The 23795-nt window shown below is 54.0% G+C and carries 19 protein-coding genes and 1 tRNA gene; 17 read left to right on the top strand and 3 right to left on the bottom strand.

Annotated elements, in window-relative coordinates; translation table 11 throughout:
* Nucleotides 1-106 precede the first annotated feature (106 nt).
* From ACHUEV_RS13600 to ACHUEV_RS13635, 8 genes are read left to right on the top strand one after another with little or no spacing between them, the layout of a single operon-like run.
* Nucleotides 107-1504: a family 4 glycosyl hydrolase gene (locus ACHUEV_RS13600; RefSeq protein WP_394180748.1), complete on the top strand. Its 1398-nt coding sequence runs from the start codon at nucleotides 107-109 to the stop codon at nucleotides 1502-1504.
* Nucleotides 1505-2389, top strand: coding sequence for a carbohydrate ABC transporter permease (locus ACHUEV_RS13605; RefSeq protein ID WP_106357314.1), 885 nt, complete (start codon nucleotides 1505-1507; stop codon nucleotides 2387-2389).
* Nucleotides 2390-2393: 4 nt separating this feature from the next.
* On the top strand, nucleotides 2394-3287 hold the full coding sequence (locus tag ACHUEV_RS13610) for a carbohydrate ABC transporter permease (protein WP_207766550.1): 894 nt from the start codon (nucleotides 2394-2396) through the stop codon (nucleotides 3285-3287).
* Nucleotides 3287-4405 carry an ABC transporter ATP-binding protein gene (locus ACHUEV_RS13615; RefSeq protein WP_394180751.1) on the top strand — a complete coding sequence of 373 codons (1119 nt, stop codon included), beginning with the start codon at nucleotides 3287-3289 and terminating at the stop codon, nucleotides 4403-4405. The genes ACHUEV_RS13610 and ACHUEV_RS13615 overlap by 1 nt, the downstream gene beginning before the upstream one ends.
* Before the next feature lie 23 nt (nucleotides 4406-4428).
* Nucleotides 4429-5694 carry an ABC transporter substrate-binding protein gene (locus ACHUEV_RS13620; protein WP_394180753.1) on the top strand — a complete coding sequence of 422 codons (1266 nt, stop codon included), beginning with the start codon at nucleotides 4429-4431 and terminating at the stop codon, nucleotides 5692-5694.
* Nucleotides 5695-5754: 60 nt separating this feature from the next.
* Complete coding sequence (gene pglA / locus ACHUEV_RS13625; protein ID WP_394180754.1) at nucleotides 5755-7254, top strand: polygalacturonase PglA; 1500 nt, start codon at nucleotides 5755-5757, stop codon at nucleotides 7252-7254.
* A 2-nt stretch (nucleotides 7255-7256) separates the two neighbouring features.
* The gene (locus ACHUEV_RS13630; protein WP_394180756.1) at nucleotides 7257-8342 is read left to right on the top strand and encodes a glycoside hydrolase family 88/105 protein; all 1086 of its coding nucleotides are present in this window, start codon (nucleotides 7257-7259) and stop codon (nucleotides 8340-8342) included.
* Complete coding sequence (locus ACHUEV_RS13635; protein WP_394180758.1) at nucleotides 8335-9717, top strand: pectinesterase family protein; 1383 nt, start codon at nucleotides 8335-8337, stop codon at nucleotides 9715-9717. The genes ACHUEV_RS13630 and ACHUEV_RS13635 overlap by 8 nt, the downstream gene beginning before the upstream one ends.
* Here the strand turns inward: ACHUEV_RS13635 and ACHUEV_RS13640 are convergent.
* Entirely contained in the window at nucleotides 9705-10661 is a 957-nt protein-coding gene (locus ACHUEV_RS13640) for a LysR family transcriptional regulator (RefSeq protein WP_394180760.1), read from the bottom strand. The genes ACHUEV_RS13635 and ACHUEV_RS13640 overlap by 13 nt on opposite strands.
* Nucleotides 10662-10864: 203 nt before the next feature.
* Between ACHUEV_RS13640 and chvE the strand changes: the two genes are divergently transcribed.
* The 7 genes from chvE to ACHUEV_RS13675 all read left to right on the top strand — a co-directional run bounded on the left by chvE (nucleotide 10865) and on the right by ACHUEV_RS13675 (nucleotide 19969).
* A complete protein-coding gene (gene chvE / locus ACHUEV_RS13645) occupies nucleotides 10865-11926 on the top strand; it encodes a multiple monosaccharide ABC transporter substrate-binding protein (protein WP_394180762.1) in 1062 nt (353 codons plus the stop codon).
* Nucleotides 11927-12040: 114 nt separating this feature from the next.
* Entirely contained in the window at nucleotides 12041-13573 is a 1533-nt protein-coding gene (mmsA, locus tag ACHUEV_RS13650) for a multiple monosaccharide ABC transporter ATP-binding protein (RefSeq protein WP_394180764.1), read from the top strand.
* Nucleotides 13570-14778 (top strand): multiple monosaccharide ABC transporter permease, encoded by a 1209-nt coding sequence (gene mmsB, locus ACHUEV_RS13655; protein WP_207766548.1) that lies wholly within the window; start codon nucleotides 13570-13572, stop codon nucleotides 14776-14778. The genes mmsA and mmsB overlap by 4 nt, the downstream gene beginning before the upstream one ends.
* A 4-nt stretch (nucleotides 14779-14782) precedes the next feature.
* Entirely contained in the window at nucleotides 14783-15766 is a 984-nt protein-coding gene (araD1, locus tag ACHUEV_RS13660; RefSeq protein ID WP_394180765.1) for an AraD1 family protein, read from the top strand.
* Between the two features lie 8 nt (nucleotides 15767-15774).
* On the top strand, nucleotides 15775-17517 hold the full coding sequence (gene araD, locus ACHUEV_RS13665) for an L-arabinonate dehydratase (RefSeq protein ID WP_394180767.1): 1743 nt from the start codon (nucleotides 15775-15777) through the stop codon (nucleotides 17515-17517).
* Entirely contained in the window at nucleotides 17504-18430 is a 927-nt protein-coding gene (locus ACHUEV_RS13670) for a Gfo/Idh/MocA family protein (protein ID WP_394180769.1), read from the top strand. The genes araD and ACHUEV_RS13670 overlap by 14 nt, the downstream gene beginning before the upstream one ends.
* A 15-nt stretch (nucleotides 18431-18445) precedes the next feature.
* Nucleotides 18446-19969 (top strand): aldehyde dehydrogenase (NADP(+)), encoded by a 1524-nt coding sequence (locus tag ACHUEV_RS13675; protein ID WP_394180771.1) that lies wholly within the window; start codon nucleotides 18446-18448, stop codon nucleotides 19967-19969.
* Nucleotides 19970-20092: 123 nt separating this feature from the next.
* Here ACHUEV_RS13675 and ACHUEV_RS13680 read toward each other — a convergent pair.
* A tRNA-Leu gene (locus ACHUEV_RS13680) sits at nucleotides 20093-20179 on the bottom strand.
* Between the two features lie 164 nt (nucleotides 20180-20343).
* On the opposite strand from ACHUEV_RS13680, the gene ACHUEV_RS13685 reads away from it, so the two are divergent.
* Complete coding sequence (locus ACHUEV_RS13685) at nucleotides 20344-21324, top strand: complex I NDUFA9 subunit family protein (RefSeq protein WP_394180773.1); 981 nt, start codon at nucleotides 20344-20346, stop codon at nucleotides 21322-21324.
* Here ACHUEV_RS13685 and ACHUEV_RS13690 read toward each other — a convergent pair.
* Nucleotides 21321-22124, bottom strand: coding sequence for an undecaprenyl-diphosphate phosphatase (locus ACHUEV_RS13690; protein WP_394180775.1), 804 nt, complete (start codon nucleotides 22122-22124; stop codon nucleotides 21321-21323). The genes ACHUEV_RS13685 and ACHUEV_RS13690 overlap by 4 nt on opposite strands.
* A 217-nt stretch (nucleotides 22125-22341) precedes the next feature.
* Between ACHUEV_RS13690 and ACHUEV_RS13695 the strand changes: the two genes are divergently transcribed.
* Nucleotides 22342-23769 (top strand): NAD(P)-dependent oxidoreductase, encoded by a 1428-nt coding sequence (locus ACHUEV_RS13695; RefSeq protein ID WP_394180777.1) that lies wholly within the window; start codon nucleotides 22342-22344, stop codon nucleotides 23767-23769.
* Nucleotides 23770-23795 lie beyond the last annotated feature (26 nt).

Here is a 23795-nt window from a genome sequence, read left to right on the forward strand (position 1 = left end):
CAGCGAGGAAGCAAATCGTCTGCAAGATTCGGCTGAATTTGCAGCAAGGGAGGAGCCTTACCCGCTGTTGCGCGTATGCGCGATGCACGGGTTTGGGATTTGGCGCATGAATAATTCCGAACACGGGATCCCCGTGTCTATTGCCTATATTGGTGGCGGTTCGCTTAATTGGGCGCCCAAGTTGATGGCTGACCTTGCGCAGGATACACGCCTTCGCGCTGAGGTTCGTCTTTACGACATTAACCGCGACGCAGCTGTTCAGAACGCAAAAATGGGCGCGATGTTTGCTGGCGTTTCTGAAGGCGCATCAGCCAAATACTCCGTCGCTGATTCTTTACAGGATGCCTTGACCGGTGCAGATGTCGTTGTTGTTTCTATTCTGCCAGGCCAGTTTTCAGACATGGCGCAGGATATCGAAATTCCTGCAAGCTACGGCATCGCGCAGGCGGTCGGCGATACTGTCGGCCCGGGCGGATTTGTACGCGCCTTAAGGGCAATTCCGATGCTGGTTGAAATCGGCCAAGCTATCGCGGCCTATGCGCCGAATGCCTTTGTCTGCAACCTTACGAACCCAATGAGCGTGTTAACTGGCGCGCTTTACCACGCCTTTCCTGACATCAAATGCTGGGGCGAATGCCACGAAGTCACCAAGCTACGTAAACAGGTTGCATGGATCGCCAATCAGTCCGAGGGCCGTGATCGTTGGACGCACCGTGATGTGCAGGTGAATGTCCTTGGTATTAACCATTTCACCTTTGTTGATCAGATCGCGTTGAATGGTCAGGATATGTTGCCTGCCTACCAAGACTTCGCGCGACGGCACATTAATTCAGGGTGGGTCGAGGCCGAACCGCATCCCGATGACGAACACGAAAGCTATTTTGGTGATCGCAGTCGGGTAAAGTTCGACCTCATGCGACGATACGGTATTCCTGCTGCAGCCGGCGACCGTCATTTGGCGGAATTCATGCCGCAAAGCATGTATCTGGCTGACCCCAAAGGGTGGGATTTTGGCCTAACGCCTGTAGATTATCGTATTCGCTATCAAGAACAGAAACGCGCCGCTGCAATGGCGCTTGCAAACGGTCAGGCAACACCAAAACCGTCACGGTCAGATGAGGCGTTGGTTGATCAAATCGCTGCTGTCATGGGGCAAGGGACCTATATTTCGAACGTGAACTTGCCAAACCGTGGTCAGATGGCAGGGCTTCCCACCGGCGCAATTGTCGAGACAAACGCTGTCTTCTCGGGCCTTGGGATTACGCCAATGGTCGCCGGACAATTACCGCAGGAATTACATGATGTCGTTGCAGACCACGCTGCGCGACAGTCGGGGCTTTTGGCTGCTGTCACTTCGGGCGATTACGCAGCATTATTCGATCTATTTCGAAGTGATCCTTTGGTTGCACCACTGGACGAAAGCCGTGCGCGGGCGCTTTATCGGGATATGGTGACCGCGACTGCGGCCCACCTTCCGAAGGAACTGGTAAAGGAGGCCGCGTAAATGGGTGGTGACAGTAAATATCTAGGGCTTTGGTATGTCGCGCCCTATGTCATCGGGTTGTTGTTGTTCACGGCGTTTCCGTTTGTTGCGTCCTTCTATCTTAGCTTTACCGACTACGATCTGCTGTCAAAGCCAGAGTGGACCGGCCTCGATAACTATCAAAAGCTGTTCACGCGTGACCGGACGTTCGACAAGTCGCTCAAGGTTACCTTGGCCTATGTGTTTATGACGGTGCCGCTAAAGCTGGCCTTTGCTTTGTTCATCGCGGTGATCTTGAATTACCGGCTGCGCGCGATTGGTTTATTCCGGACAGCGTTTTATGTGCCTTCGATCTTGGGTGGTTCAATCGCGATTGCGGTTTTATGGCGCTATATCTTTGCTGATACTGGCCTTGTGAACATGATGCTTGAAGGTGTCGGGCTGGAAGGTGTGAACTGGTTCGGTGATCCCGAAAACGCTTTGTTCACAATCAGTCTGTTGCGTTGTTGGCAGTTCGGTTCTGCGATGGTGATCTTTCTAGCCGCGCTTCAGTCAGTCGATAAATCCTTGTACGAGGCAGCGTCGATTGACGGCGCAAACAAGTGGCAATTGTTCCGCTATATTACCCTGCCGCTGATCACACCGGTCATCTTTTTTAACCTGATCATGCAGACGGTGCAGGCGTTCCAAGAATTCAACGGTCCCTACATCATCACAGAGGGCGGCCCCCTGAAATCGACCTATTTGCTGCCGCTCTATATCTACGACAAGGCCTTCAAAAGCTTTGATATGGGCTATGCGAGCGCGATTGCTTGGGTGCTTTTCGTAATCATTATGGTCCTGACTTTGATCGCCTTCTGGTCATCAAAGAAATGGGTCTACTACGCCGGCGACAAGAGGAGCTAAGCGCATGACAGCTATGCCACAAATCAGCGCAGATACCCTTGCGAATATGGAAAAACAACGGCGTCGGGCACGTATATCATCGACCTTTCGTTATAGCCTGTTGATCATTGTTGGATTGATCATGGTTTACCCATTGGTCTGGATGTTCGGTGCATCATTCAAAACCAACGCCGAGATTTTCTCGAGCCCATCGTTCTGGCCAAAAGAACCCACTGTTCAGGGCTACATCGACGGTTGGAAAACATCGACGCCGTACACCTTTGCAAAGTTCTTTATGAACTCGATGATGATCATCATTCCGAAAATGATCGGGACAGCGATTTCATGTACATTGGTCGCCTACGGGTTCGCTCGGTTCGACTTTCCGTTCAAAAAGATCATCTTTTCGACGGTGATAGCAACGCTGCTACTGCCCAACGTTGTAACGCGGATTCCACAGTACCTGTTGTTTCGTGACATCGGTTGGTTGGACAGCTTTTTGCCGCTGTGGGTGCCTTCGGCGCTAGCTGGCGATGCGTTCTTTGTCTTTATGCTGATCCAGTTCTTGCGGGCGATCCCGCGCGACATGGAAGAAGCTGCCCGCGTTGACGGTGCAAACACGTTGCAGACCCTGATCTACATCGTTGTGCCGATGCTGACGCCTGCGCTGATCTCGGTCTGTTTGTTCCAGTTCATGTGGACGATGAACGACTTTCTAGGGCCGCTGATTTACCTGTCATCGGTTGAAAACTATCCGATCAGCCTTGCGCTGAAACTGTCCATCGACACGACCGAGGCGTTCGCGTGGAACCAGATTTTGGCGATGTCCTGTCTGGCGCTCGCGCCGTCACTGATCGTGTTCTTCATGGCACAAAAATACTTCATCGAAGGTATCTCGACCGGGGGGGTCAAAGGCTAATGGCTGAGCTGCAACTAAAATCCGTCGAAAAAATGTACGGCAATGGTTTCAAGGCGGTGCATGGCATCGACCTTGATGTCAAAGACGGTGAATTCATGGTGCTGGTTGGTCCGTCAGGCTGCGCCAAATCCACGACACTGCGGATGATTGCAGGATTGGAAACCATTTCTGGCGGTGAAATTCGCATCGGCGACAAGATCATCAATGACCTGACACCCGGCAAACGCGGCATCGCGATGGTGTTCCAAAACTACGCGCTTTATCCGCATATGAAGGTCCGTAAAAATCTGTCCTTTGGGCTCAAGCTTAAGCGCAAGCCAAAGGACAAGATTGAAGCATCGACTGGCGAAGTTTCGGGCATTCTGGAGATCGACGAACTGTTGGACCGGCTACCCAAACAGCTGTCTGGCGGTCAGGCGCAACGTGTCGCCGTTGGTCGCGCGCTGATCAAAAGCCCAGAGGTGTTTTTGTTCGATGAACCGCTGTCGAACCTTGATGCGAAACTACGTGCGTCGATGCGCGTGCGGATCACTGATTTGCATAAACGTCTGCGCGACGAAGGTCGGCCAGCGACGGTGATCTACGTGACCCACGATCAGGTCGAGGCCATGACAATGGGCGACCGGATTTGTGTGATGAAAGACGGACACATCATGCAGGTCGCAGATCCTGTGACGCTATATGAAAAGCCTGCGAACGCATTTGTCGCCGGTTTCATAGGTATGCCCGAAATGAACCTTGCCGATGCAGAACTAACAATGGATGGTACGCCAAAGCTAACGCTTGCAGGGCAGACGATTTCTGCGCCCGCTGATTTGTCGGCGCGTTTGAATGCTGCGCCGGGTCCGGTAACGCTTGGTATTCGCCCACAGCACATGACCATCGAAACCGATGGCGCTGCCGACGCATTTTCCGGCGTTATTCACAACATTGAATTCATGGGACACGAGGTGAACGTTCACGTCACGATTGGTGACGCGGCATTTATCGCGGTCGTTCCAACCGAAAAATTTGATCTCAAATTACAGCGCGGTGATCGCGTAGGTCTGCGCCCTACAGGTGTGCAGATGCATATTTTCGACAGGGCCAGTGGGGAGAACGTGTCGCTGGCTGAATAAAAACGTCAAAGGGAGGAAACCAAATGACGCATATGAAGACACTTCTAGGGGTCGCGCTGACCTCGACTATTTTGGCCGGATCGGCCACCGCAGATGAACTCCGCATGAGCTGGTGGGGCGGTGATAGTCGTCACGCTGCAACCCAAGCTGCGCTTGAGGTTTGTGGCGCAAAGCACGGCCATACAATCAGCCCAGAATTCACAGGCTGGTCTGGCCACTTTGAAAAGGTCGTTACCCAAGTTGCTGGTGGCACCGAAGCCGACATTATGCAGATTAACTGGCCATGGCTACCAATCTTGTCTGCAGACGGCACTGGTTTTGCTGACATGAACCAACTGTCGGACACAATTGATCTGTCTAGCTGGGACGCTGCGCAAATCGATGCTGGCACAATGAATGGCGCGTTGAATGGTTTGTCCGTTTCGACGACAGGCCGCTTGTTCGTCTTCAACCCCGGCACCTACGCAAAAGCGGGTTTAGAGGTCCCAACAACTTGGGATGAACTGATGGCTGCGGGTCCGGTGTTTCGCGATCAACTGGGCGAAGATTTTTATCCGTTCGAGGCCGCTGGCCTAGACGCTGCTTTGATCGTCACACTGTATGGCACCCAGAAAACGGGCAAGCCGTTGATCGACCCCACAACGAACGAGGTCATGTGGACCAAAGAAGAACTGGTTGACGCGATCGAGATGTACCAAGCGATGGTCGACGCGCATGTGATCGAAGCTTGGCGTGATCGTGCGGCTGCAGGCAACGTTGCCTTGCACGAAAACCCACGCTGGTCACGCGGTGAAATCGCGGGCACTTACCAGTGGGATTCAACCTATTTCAAAATCTCAGATCCTTTAGATGAAGGCCAAGAGATTGTTTACACCGGTATCCTTTCCCAGGATGGCCAGCAGACCGAGGGCATCTATCGCAAGTCGTCGATGGTGTTCTCGATCTCGGCTAACTCGGAGCATCAGCAAGCCGCCGCTGAAGTCCTGAACTGCCTGCTGAACGAACCCGAAGGCGTGGCAGCAATGGGAACCGCACGTGGCGTCCCAAGTTCAAGCGCGGCTAAGGCCCTGTTGACGGACGCTGGCGCAATCAAACCAGAGCAAACAGCCGCACAGCAATTGGTGCTGGATGCCGAAGGCCCTGCGATCCACCCCTTCATGGAGCACCCAGATGTGCGCTCTGCGATGACCGATAACCTAGAGCTATTTGCCTACGGTGAAATCGACGCGGAAACAGCGGCTGACGACATGCTGTACGGCATCGAAGAAGCGCTCGCTGACATCAAGTAAATCGTTGGTGGCGCCGTGATTATGCGGCGCCATCACCCCTAAAACCAAATTGGCTATCCCATGTCTGCAATTGAAATCATTGCCGTGACACCGCGCACGGCCACGGTACTGCTATCGCCGCAAGAGGTGCTATACCATCTGGCAAAACCCGTGGCGTGGTCATTGGCAAAGGCTGGAAACGAGCCCGTACAAACGGGCGCGGCGACCTCGGTTGCGGCTTTTCTCGATGGGTTAGAACCGGACACGAATTATGAATTTCGGACTGTTATGGGTGTGGCGACGTTTCAAACGCCCCCATGTGCAGGCCTTATTGACGTGGCTGATTTTGGCGCGGCGAGCGACAGTGCTGATAACGCGCCCGCCTTTGCCGCAGCGATTGATGCGCTGCCTCAAGGCGGAACGCTATATGTGCCGCCCGGTCGTTTCGTTGCAAAGCCAATATTTTTGCGCAGTGATATGACCCTGTATTTGGCGCATGGCGCCGAGATCGCAGCCCCCGGCGACCGGGCCGATTGGCCAATTCTTCCTGCTTGGGATGAAAACGGCGTTAATGTCGGTACTTGGGAGGGGCTACCTGAGGACAGTTTTGCGTCCCCGATTACGGCCATCGGATGTGATAACCTGACCATCACCGGGTTAGGTCGTATTGATGGTGGCGGTGATCGCGGTGACTGGTGGAGCTGGCCAAAAGAAACACGCGACGGTGCCCGACGCCCGCGCACGCTGTTTTTGTCGCATTGTCAGAATGTCACCCTAAGCGGGATAACGGTCGCGAATTCGCCATCGTGGACGGTGCATCCGTTTCATTGCCAGAACCTGATGGCAGCGGCGATGTCTATCCAGAACCCACCCGACAGCCCAAACACCGATGGGTTCAACCCAGAAAGCTGTGTTGATACCCAGATCGTCGGATTGCGGATTACCGTTGGTGACGACTGCATCGCGGTAAAAGCTGGCAAACGCCAAAAAGGCGATAACCGCCACCTCGCACCAACCGCGCGGCTAGACATCAGGAACTGCCTGATGGAACGCGGGCATGGGGCCGTCGTGTTGGGCTCTGAAATGAGTGGCGATATCACCGATGTCACGATCACCCGTTGTACCTTTGACGGGACGGATAGGGGCGTTCGGATCAAGACCCGTCGTGGACGCGGTGGTAAGATCGCGCGCGTCGCGCTTGATATGGTTCATATGCAAAACGTTGCGACGCCTTTGGCGGTGAATGCTTTCTATTTCTGTGATCCCGACGGGCGAAGCGATGCTGTGCAATCGCGCGAACCAGCACCGGTTGATGACACGACGCCGTTGATCACGGACATCACGCTAAAGAACGTCATCGCAAAGGGTGTGCAGCATGCCGCCGCCGCTTTGCTTGGGTTGCCAGAGGCTCCGATCACCGGAATTTCTATTGAAGGGTTCTGGGTGTCCTACGACCCAGATGCCACGCCGGGTGTTCCGTTAATGGCTAGCAATGTCAGCCCCGAACGCCACGCCGGAATTATCACCGAATTTGCCAGGTTGGACGGCGACCTGACGCTTCTTTCGCCAGAGGATATGTAGCCATGCTAACCGAATATTTCGACGCATACGCCAGAGATCACCAGTACTATAAAGGTGGATCATGGTGCTATGAAGACGGGCTTGTCTATCGTGGCCTAGAGGCGATGCATCAGGCGACGGGTGAAGACCGCTGGCTTGATCATTTGAAACGATTGGTGGACGGTCAACTGACAGACGCGTCGCTGCCTGTTGGCTATGATCCGTCCGAATACAACATCGATCACATCCTGTCTGGTCGTGCCTTGGTTTATTTGCACGAGCAAACAGGTGATCCAAAATATATGACGGCTGCTGACTATCTTGCGCTACAGCTAAAGCACCATCCGCGCACGATGTCTGGCGTTTACTGGCACAAGCTCCGGTATCCTTGGCAGATTTGGTTGGACGGTTTGTATATGGGGCCAACCTTTCAAGTTAAATATGCAAAGGCCATTGGCGATCAGGCTATGGTTCAGGATTCACTTACGCAAATTGCGACAGCCCTTACCGCGACGCGAGACGCAAAGACGGGCCTATATGCCCACGCCTATGACGAAGCACGGATGCAGCCATGGGCGAACAAAGAAACCGGGCATTCACCTGCATTCTGGGCACGTGCGATTGGTTGGGTCGCGATGGCCTTAGTCGATGTCGCTGAAATGGTGACCGAACAAGAGTTCGCTCCACTTCGCCAAGATACGATCGACCTGCTAGAAACGATCTATGATCTGCGGCAACCTAGTGGGCTGTGGCTACAGGTTATTGATCGCCCGGATCTAGAAGGGAACTATCAAGAATCGTCTGCTTCGGCGATGTTTGTCTATGCGTTAGTTAAGGCGTCTCGGCTGGGTATCATGCCCGCAAAATACGACGGTCTCATCGAAACCTTGCTTGAACAAACCGTGCGAAAACGTAGCGATGGGAAACTTGAAATGTATGACATGTGTTGGGTTGCCGGGCTTGGCCCGTTCGAGGGACGTTACCGCGACGGGAGCGCCGAATATTACATCAGTGAACGTATCTGTACGGACGATCCAAAAGGCGTGTCGCCATTGATGACTGCCTTCGCTTTGTCGCTCGACGTCAAAAAGGCGCGCGCATTTGGCTAGAGAGCTTCGACCGCAACTGACCAAAGCACAGGCCGACGCATATTCTGCTGAGAACGTGCTGCGTTATACCGGTACGGCGGGGAGCGAAATATCGGACCCGTGGTTTCCGTGGCAGGACGCGTTTATGGCAGGGCAACAGGAGGTCGAGCCAGACTACATCGCGACGCCAGAAACGGGCCTTGCAGATGTGATTAACCTTGCCATCACAAACTGCGCTGGCCGTGATCGCATTTATATCGGGATGGAACCCGGCGAATATGTCGGCCCGGTTTATATTCCCCTGTGCAAGTGGCAGGGCCATGATGTGCCGATCACTTTGTTTGGGATGCATCCCGATCCGGCGCGTACGGTGATCACAGCCAATGTCGATGCTGAAATGCCGGGGACAGAGTATCGAGATCGCTTTGCTAGGATGTTCGTTGGTCATGCGCCTGAAATTCTGTCGATCTTTGAAAGGATTGCAGATCGCGATAAGATCACTACGGCGAACACTTCGGTGTTACGGGTCGAAAATGATGGGTGTCAGCTGCGTCATCTGACGTTGAAAAACACCTATAACGCTGACCGTTTGCCGCAAGGTCCAGATGACAGCGGCGTAACCCGTGCGGCGTTCCAGCAAAGCACCGGGCAACACCAAGCAGTTGCTTTATTGGTCGCAGGCGTAGACCGCGTACACTGTGAAAACCTGCATTTAGATAGCTATCAAGACACGCTTTATCTTAAATCCCCCGCCGCTTTCACGACGTCGCGGTCGTATTTTAGGGGCTGCAAAATATCTGGCGATGTTGATTTTATCTTTGGGCAAACGACGGCGTATTTTACGGACTGCACAATCGTGTCTCGCGGATCACGTGCGCCGCATGCTTGGGTCGCTGCACCTAGCACGAACATACGTACGCCATTTGGGCTGGTGTTTAGCACCTGCATTTTTACGCATGACGGCAGTACAAATGCGCTGAAAGGCCGGTTTAGTCTTGGACGGCAATGGTTCGAAGGCGTGCGCGCCACGCCCTATGGCACATCACCCTTGGCGGGTTACACATGTGATCTAGGAACTGTGTCTGATTATGACGAACCGCACGGAACCATAAGTCGCGCAACGCTCGAGGCGGTTGGAAAATGCGTTATCCTGCGATCAAAGATCGGTGCCCACATCAATTCTGCCGCACCGTGGGATGATTGGAATGGCGGTACATTTGACCGAACGGGTGTCTATACGCCCGGCGAATGGAATCCTCGGTTCCGCCTAGTTCAGTTTAGCGTTGGTGATCTGCAATCAGAGATTGGCGATTGGCTGGAACAACAGGGTGTCGATCTGTCAGATATTTCGCCTGACACTGTGTTGCTGGCTGAATTCGACAATCATGACCTTTGATCTAGCCGCGCCTCAAGCTGTGCTAAAACACGCCGCACCGCAGGGCTAGGGTCTGAATTGCGCCGTTGGATTAAGGAATAGGCACCAACGGTCATATCGTGTGCTACGTCCAGAACACGAACATTGCTGCCCAGTTTAGATGGATTAGTGAACAGCTCTGCCACTGATCGCGCGATAGGGGTGATCGCATTGGTATCGCTAATCAGCCCAAGGGTCAGCAGCAGCGATGATGTGCTTAGCACCTTTGCTGGGGGCTCAAGTTCATGTTCCAGAAGGTATGTCTCAGTCGCCATTCGCATAAGACCGTTTTGGGCCTGCATGATCCAGTCGTAGGCCAAACAGTCCTTTAGCGTTAGGTCGGTTTTTCGAAGAAGGGGATGACCTTCGCGCACAACAAGCGCGATGGGCTCTGGTCCGATCTTGCGCATGGTGACAGCGCTTGGATCAGTATTTCCAAGAATACGGCCGAGATAGAAATCCAGATCATGCGCAAGTAGCGCCTCGGATAGTTTGTCGGACGTATCAACAAGCACATCAAATTCGATGTCTGGATAGGTGACACGCAGTTCGCGCACGATGGGCAAAATCAATTCAAGGCCAGGTCCGGTCACCGTTCCAATACGCACGATACCACGAGCGCCGGTGTTGATCAGATTGATCTCGTCAAAAGCATTATCCAATTCTTGCAGCGTGGTCCGCGCCCGCGCTGCGAGCAATTTGCCTGCTTCGGTCAAAACAACGCCGCGCGGGTGTCGTTCGTACAGCTTGCAATCCGATGTCTTTTCAAGCTCGGATAGTAGGCGCGAGGCGGCGGGTTGCGTCATGCCAAGCTGTGTTGCCGCAGTAGAGATTTGGCCGGTGTTTTCGACCGCAACAATCAAGCGAAGCTGAGAAAACCGTAAGCCACGTTGAATAAGGCGCGCTGATTGGCTTGTATCGCTCACTTTGGCTGCTCCATTGGATATATCAAGATGGTTATATCTAATGGCGAATTACTGATTTGATTGCAATGACGATGCTTGCGATTGTTCGCCTCGCACTACGTATGGTGGGACGGTGTATTGGGACCGTGCGGTAGGGCGATACGATACTGCATCACGAGGAATGGTCGTTTTTGACCACGGCATGATGCGCCAGGGAGGAAAATATGACTGGTTTTAAGACAATTCTCGCTACCACTGCGTTGGTGGCATTGGGTTCAAGCGCGATTGCGCAGGACGCAGGTTATGTTGGTATCGCGATGCCAACGAAATCATCTGCACGTTGGATCGCAGATGGCGAAAACATGGTGCAGCAGTTTGAAGCAGCCGGGTACGAAGTTGATCTGCAATACGCGGAGGACGACATTCCCAACCAGCTCGCTCAGATCGAAAACATGATCACCAAAGGTGTTGATGTTCTGGTTATCGCTGCGATTGACGGAACGACACTGTCGAACGCACTGGCCAACGCCGCAGCGTCCGATATCGAGGTCGTGGCATATGACCGTCTGATCCGCGACAGCGGCGACGTCAGCTATTACGCGACATTCGATAACTTTAAGGTTGGTGTGCAGCAGGCGACGACGATCGTCGATGGACTGAATGAACGCTTTCCAGATGACAAACCGTGGAACGTTGAACTGTTTGGCGGTAGCCCCGACGATAACAACGCTTACTTCTTCTATGATGGCGGGATGTCAGTTCTTCAGCCTTTGATCGACTCTGGTGATATCGTAATCCAGTCCGGCCAGATGGGCATGGATACTGTCGGCACATTGCGTTGGGATGGCTCCGTTGCGCAGGCGCGTATGGATAACCTGCTGTCTGCAAACTACACCGATGCAAAGGTTCACGGTGTCTTGTCACCCTATGATGGTCTGTCCATCGGTATCCTTTCTTCGCTAAAAGGCGTGGGCTATGGATCAGGCGATATGCCGATGCCAATCGTTTCGGGTCAGGATGCCGAAATTCCTTCGGTAAAATCCATGATCGCAGGCGAGCAATACTCGACGATCTTTAAGGATACCCGCGAACTGGCCCGTGTCACCGTTGGCATGGTCGAAGCGCTGTTGAACGATGGTGAGCCAGAGATCAACGACACGACGACTTATGATAACGGCGTGAAGGTTGTTCCGTCTTATCTGCTAGAGCCGGTCGCCGTGACAGTTGAAAACTGGGAATCTGTATTGATTGACGGCGGTTACTACACTGCTGGCCAGATCGAATAAACTCCGGTCCCGTGACGGCGGGTGATGTCTATACCTGCCGTCAGTTTGGTTCCCGCCCCGTCCCCTATTTCTCGGCGGGAACCACCTATACTAGCTCAGACGAGAGCCAATCGAATGTCTACAATTCTAGAAATGCGCGCGATCACCAAGGAATTCCCCGGTGTAAAGGCGCTTGATCAGGTGAGCCTTTCGGTGGCCGAAGGTGAAATTCATGCCTTGGTCGGCGAAAACGGTGCCGGAAAATCGACCCTAATGAAGGTGCTTTCAGGTGTTTACCCACATGGCACCTACACGGGTGACATTGTTTATGACGGTCAAGTCAAAAGCTTTGGCAGTATCCGCGATAGCGAAGACGAGGGTATCATCATTATCCACCAAGAGCTGGCGCTGGTGCCGCTTTTGTCGGTGGCAGAAAACATCTTTCTGGGTAACGAGCGTGCCAACCGTGGCGTGATTGACTGGCGTGGCACCCGCAAAGGTGCCGCCGAAGTTTTAGCCCGCGTCGGCTTGGACGAACATCCAGATACGATTGTTGACAACCTTGGCCTAGGCAAACAGCAACTGGTTGAGATCGCAAAGGCACTATCGAAAAACGTCCGCCTTTTGATATTGGACGAACCAACATCGTCCCTGAATGAGACTGACAGCGAAAAGCTGTTGGACCTGTTGCTCGAGTTCAAATCTCGGGGCATTACCTCGATCTTGATCTCGCATAAACTGAACGAGATTTCCCGCGTCGCCGATACGATTACAGTGATCCGCGACGGTGCCGCTGTGTCGCGATTGGATTGCAGTGCGGGCATCAGCGAAGATGATATTATCCGCGATATGGTTGGTCGGTCGCTTGATGACCGCTATCCGCCGCGCATCCCACATGCCCGCGATGAGATCGCGATGGAGGTCAAGAATTGGTGCGTCACGCATCCGCTTCATGCCGAACGCGAAGTCGTCAAAGACGTGTCGTTTTATGTAAAGAAGGGTGAGGTTCTTGGTATCGCTGGTTTGATGGGCGCTGGCCGTACCGAATTGGCGATGTCGCTGTTTGGGCGCAGCTATGGTGCCCACATCCGTGGCGAGGTGTCGATCAACGGTGCACCCGTCCATCTGCCCAATGTGCGCAGCGCGATTAACGCGGGGCTGGCATACGCGACCGAAGATCGAAAAACCTATGGTTTGGTGCTTGATGATACGATCCGGCGCAATGTCCCCTTGGCCGACCTTGAAGGGGTTGCGAACGGGATCGTAGTGAACAACGCCAAAGAGGTGGCTGTCGGAAACCAATATCGTGACCGACTGAATATCAAGTCCAGCTCGATTGAGCAGGAAACGGTGAACCTTTCGGGGGGCAATCAACAAAAGGTCGTTTTGTCTAAATGGCTGTTTTCCGACCCTGATGTGCTGATCCTTGATGAACCTACACGGGGCATCGATGTTGGCGCGAAATTCGAAATTTACACGGTGATCCGCGAACTGGCCGCGTCAGGCAAAGCGATCATCGTTATCTCTTCTGAATTGCCCGAACTGCTGGGCATCACCGACCGACTTTATGTCATGAACGAAGGCCGCTTTGTTGGCGAAATGCCGACCGAAGACGCGTCTCAAGAAAAAATTATGGCCACCATCATTAAATCAGGGGACCAGGCATGACCCAGGCAACCACCAATACCACCGACGATCAGCCCAAGATGGAGGTCAAATCAAGTTGGTCATTCCTACGCAGTCACATGCGCGAATATGGGATTCTATTTGCGCTTGTCGCGATCATGATCTTCTTTCAGATCACGACTGACGGTATTTTGCTAAAGCCGGTCAACCTGACTAACCTGATCCTCCAAAATTCATACATCATCATCATGGCCGTGGGCATGTTGTTGGTCATTGTGGCGGGCCATATCGACCTGTCCGTCGGGTCCGTTATGGGGTTTGTCGGTGCGCTTGCCGCTGTGATGATCGTGAACTGGGATATCCCTTATCCGATTGCTGCCGTGCTTTGCCTGATTGCAGGTGGGATCATCGGTATGGCCCAAGGTTTCTGGATCGCCTATCTACGTATTCCATCGTTCATAGTGACTTTGGCGGGGATGCTGGTGTTTAAGGGGCTGACACTTTGGCTGCTCGCCGGTCAATCCGTCGGCCCGTTTCCCAAGCAGTTTCAGCTAATCGCGTCTGGCTTTATCCCTGACCTGTTCAATGGTGAAGATCTGAACCTGTTCTCTCTTTTCTTGGGGGTACTTGTTGCGCTTATCATCGTGGGCTTGGCCGTGCGCAGCCGCATGGAGGCCACAAAGACAGGCAGTGTCGAAGAACCATTTGTATTCTTTGCCGCCAAGAATGGTCTGATCTTTATCGCGCTTATCTACATGAGCTGGCTGATGGCTGACTTTCGCGGTTTGCCCAATGTGTTCATCGTTATGGCGCTGTTGATTGCGGTGTATTCCTTCATCACGTCTCGGACGACGATGGGGCGCCGGATTTATGCGATTGGCGGCAATGAAAAGGCGGCGATGCTGTCCGGCATTAACAGTAAAAAGCTGACCTTCTTTACCTTCGCAAACATGGGGGTGCTGGCGGCGCTGGCTGGTCTGGTTTTTGCAGCGCGTCTTAACACGGCGACGCCCAAGGCGGGTCTTGGTTTCGAACTAGATGTGATCGCGGCTGTATTTATTGGCGGTGCGTCGATGGCGGGTGGCGTTGGTACTGTCGTAGGTGCTGTGATCGGTGCCTTTATCATGGGGGTGATGAATAACGGCATGTCGATCCTAGGGATCGGTATTGACTGGCAACAAGTCATCAAGGGCCTCGTGCTTTTGGCTGCGGTTGTCTTTGACGTTCTCAACAAGAAGAAAGGCTAATCAGATGCTGATTTCACAATACCGTAAAGCTGATGGTCGTATTCAGGTTGTCGCCCGCGACGGGACAGAGGCGTTCGAAGTAAAATCGGATCAATCGCTGTATGAAATGGCGATTGATTGCGCGGCGAACGGTATCACATTGCATACACATATTTCCGACGTCGGTTTGGGTGCTGCTGTTGATCTTGAGGCGTTATATGCCGAAGGTCGTTTGCTCCCGCCTTTGACCCACCCGGACGCGGCACATCTGCATCTTACAGGCACGGGCTTGACCCATCTTGGGTCTGCGTCAACCCGCGCTTCAATGCATGCCAAAGCCGATGAAGAAACAGATTCCATGAAGATGTTTCGCATGGGTGTCGAAAGCGGCAAGCCTGATGCCGGGCAGGTCGGTGTGCAGCCTGAATGGTTTTACAAAGGCACGGGTGCAGCATTGGTCTCACCGGGTGCGCCATTAGTATCACCGTCATTCGCGTTGGATGGCGGGGAAGAGCCGGAACTGGCTGGGCTTTATATTATCGGCGCGGATGGGACGCCGTTCCGCTTGGGCTTTGCGCTTGCCAATGAATTTTCGGACCACGTGACCGAACGCCAAAACTATCTATACCTTGCGCATTCGAAATTGCGGCCCTGTTCCGTTGGCCCAGAGATGTTGGTCGGCGATTTGCCTAACAGCGTGGAAGGTACCAGCAAAATTACCCGCAGTGACGACGTAGTATTCGAAAAGCCATTCCTGTCTGGCGAAGCAAACATGTCGCATACCATTGCGAACCTCGAACACCACCATTTCAAGTACGACGTGTTTCGGCAGCCCGGTGATGTGCATGTGCATATGTTTGGCACAGCGACGCTGTCGTTTGCCGATGGCATCGTTCCCCAAGATGGCGATGTATTCGAGATAAGCGCGCCGGCCTTTGGACTACCGTTAAGAAATGCACTTTCCACCACCCCTGCGGTTAACGGCGCTGTCGCCGTCCGCAAACTATAGGAGCCGTCATGACCTTTATTCCCGCTGAATGGCCCCGCAAGCTGCGTTCTCAAGAATGGTATGGGGGCAATTCGCGCGATAATATTTACCACCGTGGTTGGCTGAAAAACCAAGGTTACCCGAATGACCTTTTCGACGGGCGGCCGGTTATTGGCATCTTGAACACGTGGTCTGAATTGACCCCTTGCAACGGTCACCTGCGTGAACTGGCCGAAAAGGTAAAAGCTGGGATTTGGGAGGCAGGCGGTTTCCCTGTCGAAGTTCCCGTATTTTCAGCATCAGAAAACACGTTCCGCCCCACCGCAATGATGTACCGTAACCTTGCTGCGATGGCGGTTGAAGAAGTCATGCGCGCACAGCCGATTGACGGTGCCGTGCTGCTGGTTGGATGTGACAAGACAACGCCTAGTCTGATGATGGGTGCCGCCAGCACTGACATTCCGTCTATCGCTGTGACGGGCGGCCCGATGTTAAACGGTTGGTTCCGGGGTGAACGCGTCGGATCGGGCACAGCGCTTTGGCAAATGTCCGAAGACATCAAAGCCGGAAAAATGTCCCAAGAAGATTTCCTTGAGGCAGAACAAGCCATGAGCCGTTCATCGGGTTCATGTAACACGATGGGTACCGCCTCCACGATGGCATCAATGGCCGAGGCGCTGGGCATGGCCCTGTCAGGGAACGCGGCAATTCCCGGCGTTGATAGTCGTCGCAAGGTGATGGCACAGATGACGGGTCGCCGGATTGTGCAGATGGTAAAAGATGACCTGAAACCATCGGATATTTTGACCAAAGAAGCCTTTGAAAACGCTATCCGTACCAATGGCGCAATCGGCGGTTCGACCAACGCAGTGATCCACCTTCTCGCGCTTGCTGGTCGGGTCGAAGTTGATCTGACGCTAGATGATTGGGATCGTTGCGGACGTGACGTGCCGACGATTGTGAACCTGATGCCATCGGGCAAATATCTGATGGAGGAATTCTTTTATGCAGGTGGTCTGCCTGTTGTTCTAAAACGTCTGGGCGAGGCAGGGTTGTTGCACAAAGACGCGCTGACTGTATCCGGTGATGCTATCTGGGACGAAGTCAAAGAAGCGACCAACTGGAATGAAGACGTTATTCTGCCCGTCGAAAAGGCGCTTGCTGCGTCTGGCGGTATTGCCGTGCTGAAAGGTAATCTTGCCCCCAATGGTGCAGTGCTAAAGCCGTCCGCCGCTAGCCCGCATTTGATGAAACACCGTGGTCGCGCTGTCGTGTTTGAGGACATTGACGACTATAAGGCCAAGATCAACGATGATGCGCTGGATATCGACGAAAACTGCGTGATGGTCCTAAAAAACTGCGGGCCAAAGGGTTATCCCGGTATGTCCGAGGTCGGCAACATGGGACTACCGCCCAAGGTGCTGAAGAAAGGGATTACCGATATGGTTCGTATTTCTGACGCGCGCATGTCTGGCACCGCCTATGGTACCGTTGTTTTGCACACAACGCCCGAGGCTGCAGCGGGTGGTCCGCTGGCCGTCGTTCAGAACGGAGACATGATTGAACTGGACGTCGCAGCGCGGCGGGTTCACCTTGATATCAGCGACGAAGAATTGGCAACACGACTGGCTGCGTGGCAAGCTCCCAAGAATAGTGTGGTCGGCGGCTACACACGGATGTATCTCGACCATGTCGAAGGTGCGGACACTGGTGCGGACTTTGACGTTCTAAAAGGACAACGTGGAAACGAGGTACCCCGTGACAGCCACTAAGATTGCTATTCTAGGCGTGGGTAAAATTGCCCGCGATCAACATATTCCAGCGATTGCTGGTAACGAAACGATGGAGCTTGCCGCGACCGTCAGCCGCTCTGGCGGTGTTGATGGCGTAGAAAACTTTGCCGATATCGACGCGTTGATTGCAGGGCGTTCGGATATCGCCGCGCTATCGCTGTGTATGCCGCCGCAGCCACGCTATGACATTGCAGTAAAGTCGCTGATGGCTGGCAAGCACACGATGCTTGAAAAACCACCCGGCGCGACGGTGTCCGAGGTTCTGAAGCTTAAAAAACTGGCCAAGGCAAAGGGTGTGACCCTATTTGCGACGTGGCATTCGCGTTACGCTGCTGGCGTCGCTGCCGCACGTGGTTGGCTGTCCGACCGTCAAATCACCTCGGTTCAAATCGACTGGAAAGAAGACGTGCGCCGCTGGCATCCCGGCCAAGACTGGATCTGGGAAGCAGGCGGTCTGGGTGTGTTTGATCCCGGCATCAATGCCGTGTCGATCATGACAGAAATCCTGCCTAACCCCGTGCACCTGACCGCATCGACGCTGTCGTTTCCGGAAAACCGTGCAACGCCAATTGCGGCTGATCTGACCTTTGCTGGACCCGCAGGGATGACTGTCAAAGCGGATTTCGATTGGCGTCAAGAAGGTCCGCAAACGTGGAACATCACCGTCGAAACCACCGAAGGCACGCTAAAGCTGACCGATGGCGGTGCGACGCTGGCGATAAACGGTGTGGCCCAGACCCTGCCAGAGGCAGGCGAGTACCCCGGCCTTTATCACCGCTTTGCAGAATTGATCGAAGCAGGTCTTTCAGACGTGGACATTAGCCCGCTTTTGCACGTGGCTGACGCCTTCATGCTGGGTGACCGAAAAACAGTCGCGCCTTTTCATGAATGAACCCAAGGACCAACCATGACCGATACAACTCTTACCGGACAACATCTGATCGCTGGCGTTTGGACCGATGGCGGTGTGCCGTTCCAGTCTGATCCCGCGAGCGGCGAAGCAATGACCGTTCTTTGTGGCGGGCAAAGCGAAGTAGATTCCGCCGTGCAAGCGGCCGAAGAAGCGTATCTGACATATGGTTGGACCAGCCGCGAAACACGCGCTGCATTTCTTGAAGCAATCGCCGAAGAAATCGACGCGCGTGGCGATCAGCTGACGGCCATTGGTCACGCGGAAACCGGTCTACCAGAGGCGCGTTTGCAGGGCGAACGGGGTCGGACGTGTGGGCAGCTTCGTCTATTTGCGGAGCATATCCGTAAGGGTGAGTATCTTGATCGACGTCATGATGTTGCTCTGCCGGATCGTGCACCACTTCCGCGTCCTGATTTGCGCATGATCCAACGACCAATCGGCCCCGTCGGCGTGTTTGGTGCGTCAAACTTCCCACTCGCGTTTTCAACAGCAGGTGGCGACACAGCATCTGCGCTGGCTGCAGGCTGCCCGGTTGTGTTCAAGGGCCACCCCGGGCACCCCGGTACTGGCGAATTGGTTGCTCGCGCGATTGACGCGGCAATAAAACGGACTGGCATGCCCGCTGGCACATTTGGTTTTGTGCAATCCAACACGAACGAAGCGGGCGAGGCATTAGTTCGCCACCCGCTAATCCGCGCGGTTGGCTTTACTGGATCATATGGCGGCGGCAAAGCGCTGTTCGATATCGCAATGTCACGCCCCGAACCGATCCCGTTCTTTGGAGAGCTTGGTGCGATCAACCCAGTATTCGTGATGGATAACGCCTTGGCCACACGTGGCGATGAAATTGCCAAGGGCTGGGCTGCATCGCTGACAATGGGGGTCGGACAATTTTGCACGAACCCCGGCGTTGTGATTTTGACCTCCGGCGATGCCGCAGAAGAATTCGCATCGACGGCCGCCGCCGCCTTGGGTGATGTCGCACCTCAAGTCATGCTGACAGACGGAACCGCTACCGCCTATGGCCGTGGGGTTCAGGCGTTGGCAGATGCTGGTGTCGCGACCGCGCTGAACACCCCTGCTGACGCCCCCGCCCGCTGCGCTGTCCCTGCCGCGTTCCGCGTGTCCGGTGCTGATTGGCTTGCGCATCCTGAGCTTGCGCATGAAGTATTTGGACCGGCAGGCATTCTAATTTTCGCGAAAGACGCCGCCGAACGGCAAAAAATAGCAACTCAGCTCGCTGGTCAGCTTACTGTCACGCTGCAAATGGACGACGCCGACACCGATGCGGCACGCTCACTCATGCCGATCTTTGAACGCAAAGCAGGGCGTATTCTGGTGAACGGTTTCCCAACCGGGGTCGAGGTGGCCGATGCTATGGTTCACGGCGGTCCGTTCCCCGCGTCCACGAATTTCGGGGCAACCAGTGTTGGAACCATGGCGATCCGGCGGTTCGTACGACCAGTCTGTTTCCAGGGAATACCAGAAGCACTGCTACCCGCTGATTTACAGGGCTAAAACAGTCTGATTCTGGCGGTAATAGCCAGAATCATGCAATTTTCAGCGCTACGATAGATACAGAACTATCGTGGCGCTTTTTTGTACGCGACAATGATCATCAATGTGCCGGGGAAAACGACTTGGTGCCCAGGAGAGGACTCGAACCTCCACGTCCATACAGACACCAGCACCTGAAGCTGGCGCGTCTACCAATTCCGCCACCTGGGCAGGTGTCGTAGGGGGCGATTTAAGGTGGCCACGCATTACTGTCAACGCGATTCGACAGGAAAAATGCGATAGTTAAAGGAACTGTCTAAGAAACCTTTCAAATGCGGCTTGTCTGGCAATAGGTGGCCGGGTAAACCGTGGCAAACGAGCAAAGAGGCCTTGCCATGTCTAAGCTAGTCACCATTTTCGGCGGATCCGGTTTTGTGGGGCGCTATATCGCCCGTCGCATGGCCCTTGAAGGTTGGCGCGTTCGCGTCGCTGTCCGTTCTGTAAACGAAGCAATGTTCGTACGTCCCTACGGCGTTGTCGGGCAGGTTGAACCAATTTTCTGTAACATTCGTGATGATGCCAGCGTTGCTGCAGTCACCGAAGGTGCGGATGCCGTTGTTAACTGTGTCGGTCTTTTGGACGAGGCAGGTAAGAACACGTTTGACGCTGTTCATGCCGAAGGCGCTGAGCGTATTGCGCGCATCGCATCTGAGCTGAACGTTGCGCGTATGGTTCATATCTCGGCTATTGGAGCAGACGAGAATTCGCCAAGCGAATACGGCCGCACCAAAGCCGAAGGCGAGGAATGTGTTCTTAGGCGCTTCCCTAGCGCGGTAATTCTGCGCCCTTCAATCGTGTTCGGTCCGGAAGATACATTCTTTAACCGTTTCGCAAGCATGTCCCGTTTTGGTCCTGTGCTGCCAATCGTGGGCGCGAATGCGCGGTTCCAGCCGGTTTATGTCGACGACGTAGCCGCTGCTGCGACTAAGGCGGTATTGGGCGAGGCTGAAGCAGGTGTCTACGAATTGGGTGGACCAGACATTCACAGCTTCCGTGGCTTGATGCAAAAGATGTTGGGCGTTGTGCGTCGCCGTCGTTTGATCTTGAACATTCCGTTTTGGATTGCACGGATCATGGCGTGGGGCTTTGGCGTTGGTCGTGCCTTGTCGTTTGGTTTGGTCAAAGGGCCGATCACAAAGGATCAGGTTGCTAGCCTGACAGTGGATAATGTTGTTGCTGATGGGGCTAAAGGTCTGGAAGCATTCGGCATTCAGCCCACATCTCTTGATGCTGTTCTTCCTGACTACCTGTGGCGCTTCCGCCCATCTGGTCAGTACGATGCCATCAAAGAATCTGCGAAAAACCTGAAAGCCTAAGTGTAGGCGATCCACAAAAGTATCACGCCCAGAACGAGTCGATAGATTACGTAGGGCGTGTAACTAACCGCGCGTAGTAGTCGCATCATAAGCGTTAGGGCAATCAAAGCCGCGATGAATGACATCACGGCAACGATGCCAATGTCACGTAAGGCGCTGGCGTCTGTTGTGCCTATCAAATCAAGACTTAGTAAGCTGGCCGAGGCGATGATCGTCGGAATTGACATGAGCATGGACAGTCGTGCGGCATCGGTGCGTGTATAACCCAGCATGCGGCCGGCCGTGATCGTGATGCCTGACCGCGAGGTGCCGGGGATGAGCGCCACAGCTTGCCATAGCCCCATCTTGATGGCGTCTTTCAGCGTCCAAACTTCGGCGGTTTTGACAGTTGGGCCCTTTTGGTCCGCCCAATAAAGAACGAGCCCAAAGATTGTCATGGTCCAGCCGATCACGGCGATTCCGCGCATGTGGTCGGATAGTCCCGTTACCTTCAGGAACAGACCGAACAGGATCACAGGAATCGTTGCGATGATAAGGCCAAGCGCCAATCGGGCGCCGGGGGTGTCCGCTTTGCCTTGGATTAGGCGGCGTGTGCCGCCAAGCGCCAAGCGAACATCGGACCAGAAGTATAGAATGACAGCTGCTAACGTGCCGACATGTGCTGCGACGTCGATGATTTGACCTTGGTCGTCCAACCCCGAAAGCGACGGCAGCAGGATCAAATGCCCGGACGAAGAAATGGGCAAAAATTCTGTGATGCCCTGAATAAGAGCAACAAGAAGGAGGTTAAATGTGGTCATCAGAGGCTGCCTGCGATTCGCTTTTCTTCAACCTAACCTGATGTGAATTGGGGGGAAGTGAATATGTATGTCCGAATCGGACCTAATAATCGCACTTTGAGCGTAATGCAGAGCTTGATGGGGTGAAATTTTTCAATATAGGTCAGCAATACTGACTTTTCATTTCTGAAGTTCCGATTTAAAAGGCAGTTCGCTCTGTAATACGGGAGGACGGCGTATGGCTGGCCAGAAGATGCTAAAATTTACTGCGGTAGAACGCGAGATGCCGGAAAAGCGTCCGCCGAATCTGCGCAAACAGGATTTTGGTGAAATCTATGCCGAGTTTGCGACTGCAAAAGCAGCCGAGCAAGCCAGCCGTTGTTCGCAATGTGGTGTGCCATATTGTCAGTCGCACTGCCCGCTGCACAACAATATCCCGGACTGGCTACGCCTAACTGCCGAAGGTCGTCTGGAAGAAGCCTATGAGATTTCTCAGGCTACAAACACATTCCCAGAAATCTGTGGCCGCATTTGCCCGCAGGACCGTCTGTGCGAAGGTAACTGTGTGATCGAACAGTCCGGCCACGGTACAGTGACGATTGGTTCAGTCGAAAAATATATCACCGACACAGCGTTCGAAGAGGGTTGGGTGAAACCAATCCGTCCAACCGCTGAGCGTTCAGAAAGCGTTGGTATTATCGGTGCTGGCCCGGGTGGCTTGGCTGCGGCAGACATGCTGCGTCGTCAGGGTGTTCAGGTCACTGTTTATGATCGCTATGATCGTGGTGGTGGTCTTCTTACCTACGGTATTCCCGGCTTTAAGCTAGAAAAAGACGTGGTCATGAAGCGCATGGCCCAGCTGGAAGACGGCGGCGTGCAGTTTGTTTTGAACTGCAATGTCGGCGAAGACCTTTCCTTTGACGCGATCCGTGGCAAGCACGATGCGGTTCTAATTGCGACAGGTGTATATAAAACACGTGATCTGCCGGATTCCGATGCCGAAGGTATCGTGAACGCGATCGACTTTTTGACAGTGAGCAACCGCCAAAGCTTTGGCGACGTTGTGCCTGAATTCGACAGCGGAGAGCTAAACGCAGCCGGTAAGCGCGTCGTTGTGATTGGCGGCGGTGACACGGCTATGGACTGTGTCCGCACATCTATTCGTCAGGGCGCTGAAAGCGTAAAATGTCTGTATCGTCGTGACCGTGCCAACATGCCCGGTTCCCAGCGCGAGGTACAGAACGCCGAAGAAGAAGGCGTAGAGTTTGTTTGGCTGGCTTCCCCAGATGGGTTCGAAGGTGAACCTGTTTCCGGCGTAAAAGTGCAAAAGATGCGTCTTGGCGCACCCGATGCAACTGGCCGTCAAGCACCCGAAGTTATCGAAGGTGCCGACTATGTTGAACCTGCTGACCTTGTAATCAAGGCGCTTGGTTTCTCGCCCGAAGATCTGCCCAAGCTTTGGGGTGTTGATGGTCTTGAGGTTACCCGTTGGGGCACCGTCAAAGCCGAGTTCGGCACAGGCGCGACCAGCCTTGAAGGCGTTTATGCCGCAGGTGACATCGTGCGCGGTGCTTCGCTTGTTGTGTGGGCGATCCGTGATGGACGTGACACAGCCACCGCGATCTTGGATTATCTCAACGAGGCTGCCGCCGTCGCAGCCGAATAAATTTCGCCACATCACCATACTGACCT

The organism is Yoonia maritima (genome assembly GCF_043641945.1).
GTDB classification, from domain to species: domain Bacteria; phylum Pseudomonadota; class Alphaproteobacteria; order Rhodobacterales; family Rhodobacteraceae; genus Yoonia; species Yoonia maritima_B.

Coding starts and splice junctions, on each gene's coding strand:
- ACHUEV_RS13600 (WP_394180748.1), top strand. CDS start 107: ATGAATAATTCCGAACACGGGATCCCCGTGTCTATTGCCTATATTGGT.
- ACHUEV_RS13605 (WP_106357314.1), top strand. CDS start 1,505: ATGGGTGGTGACAGTAAATATCTAGGGCTTTGGTATGTCGCGCCCTAT.
- ACHUEV_RS13610 (WP_207766550.1), top strand. CDS start 2,394: ATGACAGCTATGCCACAAATCAGCGCAGATACCCTTGCGAATATGGAA.
- ACHUEV_RS13615 (WP_394180751.1), top strand. CDS start 3,287: ATGGCTGAGCTGCAACTAAAATCCGTCGAAAAAATGTACGGCAATGGT.
- ACHUEV_RS13620 (WP_394180753.1), top strand. CDS start 4,429: ATGACGCATATGAAGACACTTCTAGGGGTCGCGCTGACCTCGACTATT.
- pglA (WP_394180754.1), top strand. CDS start 5,755: ATGTCTGCAATTGAAATCATTGCCGTGACACCGCGCACGGCCACGGTA.
- ACHUEV_RS13630 (WP_394180756.1), top strand. CDS start 7,257: ATGCTAACCGAATATTTCGACGCATACGCCAGAGATCACCAGTACTAT.
- chvE (WP_394180762.1), top strand. CDS start 10,865: ATGACTGGTTTTAAGACAATTCTCGCTACCACTGCGTTGGTGGCATTG.
- mmsA (WP_394180764.1), top strand. CDS start 12,041: ATGTCTACAATTCTAGAAATGCGCGCGATCACCAAGGAATTCCCCGGT.
- mmsB (WP_207766548.1), top strand. CDS start 13,570: ATGACCCAGGCAACCACCAATACCACCGACGATCAGCCCAAGATGGAG.
- araD1 (WP_394180765.1), top strand. CDS start 14,783: ATGCTGATTTCACAATACCGTAAAGCTGATGGTCGTATTCAGGTTGTC.
- araD (WP_394180767.1), top strand. CDS start 15,775: ATGACCTTTATTCCCGCTGAATGGCCCCGCAAGCTGCGTTCTCAAGAA.
- ACHUEV_RS13675 (WP_394180771.1), top strand. CDS start 18,446: ATGACCGATACAACTCTTACCGGACAACATCTGATCGCTGGCGTTTGG.
- ACHUEV_RS13685 (WP_394180773.1), top strand. CDS start 20,344: ATGTCTAAGCTAGTCACCATTTTCGGCGGATCCGGTTTTGTGGGGCGC.
- ACHUEV_RS13690 (WP_394180775.1), bottom strand. CDS start 22,124: ATGACCACATTTAACCTCCTTCTTGTTGCTCTTATTCAGGGCATCACA.
- ACHUEV_RS13695 (WP_394180777.1), top strand. CDS start 22,342: ATGGCTGGCCAGAAGATGCTAAAATTTACTGCGGTAGAACGCGAGATG.